General features: G+C 74.1%; 5 protein-coding genes. 4 read left to right on the forward strand and 1 reads right to left on the reverse strand.

Going from position 1 to position 5578, the window contains the following annotated elements; all coding sequences use genetic code 11:
* The coding region (locus EAD96_RS00845; protein ID WP_121682920.1) for a YcnI family protein at positions 1–803 on the reverse strand (803 nt) is incomplete at its 3' end.
* 203 nt (positions 804–1006) lie between these two features.
* Between EAD96_RS00845 and thrS the strand changes: the two genes are divergently transcribed.
* From thrS to EAD96_RS00865, 4 genes are all read left to right on the forward strand, one after another.
* Positions 1007–3025, forward strand: coding sequence for a threonine--tRNA ligase (gene thrS, locus EAD96_RS00850; RefSeq protein WP_120570577.1), 2019 nt, complete (start codon positions 1007–1009; stop codon positions 3023–3025).
* A 120-nt stretch (positions 3026–3145) separates the two neighbouring features.
* On the forward strand, positions 3146–3661 hold the full coding sequence (locus tag EAD96_RS00855; protein ID WP_162881603.1) for an HIT domain-containing protein: 516 nt from the start codon (positions 3146–3148) through the stop codon (positions 3659–3661).
* Positions 3662–3693: 32 nt separating this feature from the next.
* Entirely contained in the window at positions 3694–4332 is a 639-nt protein-coding gene (locus tag EAD96_RS00860) for a hypothetical protein (RefSeq protein ID WP_121682921.1), read from the forward strand.
* A 219-nt stretch (positions 4333–4551) separates the two neighbouring features.
* Positions 4552–5578 (forward strand): aldo/keto reductase (locus tag EAD96_RS00865; RefSeq protein WP_147457816.1); only part of this gene is annotated, 1027 nt, incomplete at its 3' end.

The following is a 5578-nucleotide window of genomic DNA, read 5'->3' on the forward strand; positions in this document are numbered from 1 at the left end:
CTGTCGTCGGGCGGGAGGGTCATGGTGTCGCGCCGGCGGCGGCTGAGCAGCCAGCCGATCGCCGCGCCACCGGCCAGCCCGGCGAGCAGGCCGCCGCCCAGCAGCAGGTCCGCGCTCGGCCCGTCGTCGGCCGCACCGGCCGCCGGTGCCGTGCCGCCCACCGCACCGCCCTGCGCCCCGCCGGCAGCGCCGGGGCCGCCCGCCGCGCCGTGACCGCCGTGCGCGCCGCCGTTCGTACCGGCGCCGCCGTCGTGCGTCACGGTGCCCGGCAGCGGCGGCAGCAGCTCGACCGTCGGCGCCGGGTGCGCGCCACCCGCCGGGTCCGCCCACCGGACCACTGTGCCGTCGTCGTACGTCTGCACGACTGTGAACGTGAGCCGGTCGGTGGCGGGCATCGGTCCCATGCCCAGCGGCAGCCGGGCCGGCCCGGTGCCGGTGCCGGGCATCCGCAGCCAGCTCACCGCGTGGGTCACCTGGTTCAGCTCGGCCGCGTGCATGCCGGGGACGGGCTGGTCGAGCGTGCGGGTGGTGATGGTCGGCGCCCAGTCCGGCACCGACAGCGGGTACACCTCGCCGATCGGGGCGTCGGCGGGCATGGTCAGCTCGATCCGGGTGGTCCGCGTGCCGGGCCTGTCCGCGGGCACCAGCACCGCGAGTTCGATCGCGTCGCCCTGGCGTACCTGGGCGGGCGAGGTCGTGACCGTCACCCCGGCCGCGTTCGCCGCGCCCGGCCAGCCCACCGCCCCGGCGAGTACGGCCGTCAGCAACGCAGCCGCCCACCGGCCCTGACGGGTCATCCTCATGGTCGTCCCCATCCTCGTCGACTGGGGTCGGCACCGGCTCCGGCCCCACCTGGTAGTTCGGGCGGCGGGGCGAAAAGGTTCAACCCGGCACGGAACTCGCCGGGAACGGGCACCGGCGTCGGCGGCGGTCCGGGTCCGGGCGACCGATAGCATCGCAGGGGCCGGTCACCGGCCCTTCCGTACCGTCGACGACAGGAGTCACCGTGTCCGCACCCCGTACCCCCGTCGTGGCCGACCCCGTCGTCGTCGCCGCCGGGACCACGGCGGCCGACGCGGTGGCCGCGGCCGGCCTGCCGATGAGCGGGCCGAAGGCGATCGTGGTGGTCCGCGATCCGCAGGGCCAGCTCCGCGACCTGGACTGGCGCCCGGCCGAGGACGTCGCCGTCGAGCCGGTCACCCTGGACAGCCCGGACGGGCTGAACGTGCTGCGCCACTCCACCGCCCACGTGCTGGCCCAGGCGGTGCAGGACGTCTTCCCGGACGCCAAGCTCGGCATCGGCCCGCCGATCGAGAACGGCTTCTACTACGACTTCGGCGTCGACAAGCCGTTCCAGCCGGACGACCTGGCCAAGCTCGAGAAGCGCATGCAGGAGATCGTCAAGTCCGGCCAGCGGTTCCGCCGCCGCCGGTTCGCCGACCTGGACGAGGCCCGGGCCGAGCTGGCCGCCGAGCCGTTCAAGCTGGAGCTGATCGACGTCAAGGGGGAGGGGCTGGACTCCTCCGAGGTGATGGAGGTGGGCGGCGGCGAGCTGACCATCTACGACAACCTCGCCGCCAACGAGGACAAGGTCTGCTGGTCGGACCTGTGCCGCGGCCCGCACCTGCCGAACACCCGGCTGATCGGCGCGTTCAAGCTGATGCGCTCGGCCGCCGCGTACTGGCGCGGGTCGGAGCGCAACCCGCAGCTCCAGCGCGTCTACGGCACCGCGTGGCCGACCCGGGACGAGCTCAAGGCGTACCTGAAGCTTCTGGAGGAGGCCGCCCGCCGCGACCACCGCAAGCTCGGCGCGGACCTCGACCTGTTCAGCTTCCCCGACGAGATCGGGTCCGGCCTGCCGGTCTTCCACCCCAAGGGCGGCGTGCTCAAGCGCGTGATGGAGGACTACGTCCGGGCGCGCCACATCGAGGAGGGCTTCGACTACGTCGGCACCCCGCACATCTCCAAGGAAGGTCTCTTCCACACCTCGGGACACCTGCCCTACTACAAGGACACGATGTTCCCGCCGATGGAGATGGAGGGCAGCGACTACTACCTCAAGGCCATGAACTGCCCGATGCACAACCTGATCTACCGGTCGCGCGGGCGGTCCTACCGGCAGCTCCCGCTGCGGCTGTTCGAGTTCGGGTCGGTCTACCGGTACGAGAAGTCGGGCGTCATCCACGGCCTGACCCGGGTGCGCGGCTTCACCCAGGACGACTCGCACTCCTACTGCACGAAGGAGCAGGCGCCGGCCGAGATCAAGCACCTGCTCGGCTTCGTGCTCAGCCTGCTGCGCGACTTCGGCATCGACGACTTCTACCTGGAGCTGTCGACCCGCGACGACTCCCGGCCGGACAAGTTCGTCGGCTCCGACTCCGACTGGGCGACCGCCACCGCCGTGCTGGAGCAGTGCGCGCTGGAGACCGGCCTGGACCTCGTGCCCGACCCGGGCGGCGCGGCGTTCTACGGCCCGAAGATCTCCGTGCAGGCCAAGGACGCGATCGGCCGGACCTGGCAGATGTCGACCATCCAGTACGACTTCAACCAGCCCAAGGGCTTCGGACTGGAGTACCAGGCCGCCGACGGCACCCGGCAGCAGCCGGTGATGATCCACTGCGCCAAGTTCGGGTCGATCGAGCGGTTCATCGGCGTGCTCACCGAGCACTACGCGGGCGCTTTCCCGGCCTGGCTGGCGCCGGTGCAGGTGGTCGGCATCCCGATCCGCGACGAGCACGGCGACTACCTGGTCGACTTCGCCGCGACGCTGCGCCGGCACGGCATCCGGGCCGAGGTCGACCTGGGCGACGACCGGATGCAGAAGAAGATCCGCAACGCGCAGCAGCAGAAGATCCCGTTCATGGTGATCGCCGGTGACGACGACGTGGCCGCCGGCACCGTCTCGTTCCGCTACCGCGACGGCTCGCAGCGCAACGGCGTACCGATCGACGAGGCGGTGGCGCACGTCCGTGAGGTGGTGGAGTCGCGCACCAACGCCGGCCCCACCGCCACCGCCGCCGAGTAGGCGGTCCGCCGACCGCGCCGCCCGGGCGGCGGCGCGGTTCGGCGGCGGTCCGGCCCGGATCGTAGGATCGCCTGTGTGACAGGGGCGGAGCGGGACACCGGGTACGGCGGCGACAACGGTCTGGCGGACGGGCTGGACCGGCTCTGGACGCCGCACCGGATGACCTACATCTCCGGCGAGGACCGGCCCGAGGGCGGCTACGAGAAGCCGGCCGGCTGCCCGTTCTGCCTGGCACCCGGGCTGCCGGCCGAGGAGAGCCTGGTGGTGGCCCGGGGTGAACACGTCTTCGCGGTGCTCAACCTCTACCCGTACAACCCCGGCCACCTGCTGGTCTGCCCCTACCGGCACGTGGCCGACTACACCGAGCTGGACGAGCCGGAGACGGTCGAGCTGGCCGCGTTCACCAAGGCCGCCATGCGGGTGGTCCGGCACGTCTCCAGCGCGCACGGCTTCAACCTGGGCATGAACCAGGGCGGCGTGGCCGGCGCGGGCATCGCCGCGCACCTGCACCAGCACGTGGTGCCGCGCTGGGGCGGCGACGCCAACTTCATGCCGGTGATCGGCCGGACGAAGGTGCTGCCGCAACTGCTCGCCGACACCCGGGAACTGCTCGCCAAGGCGTGGGCGGCGGCCTGACGGCGGCCCGTTCCGACAGTACGATCTTGCGCATGGCCCTCCTGCACCGCGCGGAACTGCGCCCCTCGAAACTGGAGCTGCTCGTACCCTGGCTGCCCGGCCGGTCCTGGTTCGCCGGCGAGGCGGGCGCGGAGGTCACCCGCGTCGCGGCGTACCGGTTCGACGACCCGGCCGGTGAGGTCGGCGTCGAGACGCTGCTCGTGCGCGCCGGTGACGGCCCGGTGCTCCAGGTGCCGCTGACCTACCGGGGCGCGCCGCTGGACGGGGCGGACGACTTCTTCGTGGGCCTCGTCGAGCACTCGGTGCTCGGCCGCCGCTGGGTGTACGACGCCTGCGGCGACCCGGTGTACCCGCCGCTGCTGGCCGCCGCCGTGCTCGCCGACGCCGGTCAGGCCGAGGAGTACTTCGAGGTCGACGGGAAGCGCGAGGTGCGCCCGGCGAGCATGACGCTGACGGGGAGCTGCACCGGCCGTCCGGTCCCGGCCGGTCCGGTGTCAGCGGCTTCGGCTCCGGCAGGCCCGGTCGACGGTGGCGTGACGGTGGTCCGGGTGGGGGACGTCGAACTGGCGGTGGTCCGGCGGCCCGTCCCGGCCGACGTGCCGACGGCGGGCGGGCTCACCGGCGCGTGGCCGGGCCAGGACGAGCCGGTGCTGCTGGCCCACGCCCGCTGACGGACCGCGTTGAGGCAGCGGCCCGGCGGCCCGGAGGCCCAGGCGCCCGGCACCCGGACGGCCCGGCCGACGGCGCGGGCCGGGCCGGTCGTCCCTCCGGCCGGGACGAATTCCGCCCCACCACGCCTGATCCCGATCGGCGTCACGGGGCGTGACCGTGGCCGGACTCGTGGGCTACGAACCGGCCCGCGCTCGCCGGGAAGGTGACAGGATGCGGCGGTGGCAGTCGACACACGACAGTTGGGGCGCAGCGGCATCGAGGTGAGCGCCCTCGGCATGGGGTGCTGGGCGATCGGCGGCCCGTGGGCCGAGGGCGCCCGGCCGCTGGGCTGGGGCCGGGTCGACGACGACGAGTCGGTACGCGCCGTCCGCCGCGCACTCGACCTGGGCGTCACGCTGTTCGACACCGCCGACACGTACGGCGCCGGGCACGGCGAGCGGGTGCTCGGGCGGGCGCTCGCCGGCCGGCGCGACGAGGCGGTGATCGCCACGAAGTTCGGCTACACGTTCGACGAGCGCACCCGGCAGGCCACCGGGGAGAACGCCTCCCCGCACCACCTGCGCCGGGCCGTGACCGACTCGCTGCGACGGCTGGGCACCGACCGCATCGACCTCTACCAACTGCACCTCGGCGACCTGCCGCTACCCCGGGCCGAGGCGCTCGTCGGCACGCTCGACGACCTGGTCGGCGCCGGCCTGATCCGGTCGTACGGGTGGAGCACCGACCGGGCCGACCGGGCTGCCGCCTTCGCCCAGGTCGCCCGCGGCGCCGCCGCCGTGCAGCACGCGCTGTCGGTGCTCCGGGACGCCCCGGCCATGCTCGACGCCTGCGACAAGCACGACCTGGCCAGCCTGGCCCGGGGGCCGCTCGGGATGGGTCTGCTCACCGGCAAGTACACGCCGGAGTCCACGCTGCCCCGCGACGACGTACGCGGACTCGGGCCGACCTGGCTGGAGTGGTTCCGCAGCGGCCGGCCCGCCCCGGAGTGGCTGCGCCGGGTCGCCGCCGTGCGCGACGCGCTCACCGCCGACGGGCGCACCCTCGCGCAGGGGGCGATCGGGTGGATCTGGGCGCGCAGCGACCGGGCCGTGCCGATCCCCGGCGCCCGGACGGTCGCGCAGGTCGAGGAGAACGCCGCCGCGCTGGCCCGGGGCCCGCTCGCCCCGGACCACTTCGCCGAGGTGGAGCGGCAGTTGGCGGCGGTACGTTCGGCGGCCCTCCGCGACGCCGACCGCCCCCACTGGC

Origin of the sequence: Micromonospora sp. BL1, from assembly GCF_003667485.1 — a bacterium.
GTDB classification, from domain to species: Bacteria; Actinomycetota; Actinomycetes; order Mycobacteriales; family Micromonosporaceae; genus Micromonospora; species Micromonospora tulbaghiae.

Coding starts and splice junctions, on each gene's coding strand:
- EAD96_RS00860 (WP_121682921.1), top strand. CDS start 3,694: ATGGCCCTCCTGCACCGCGCGGAACTGCGCCCCTCGAAACTGGAGCTG.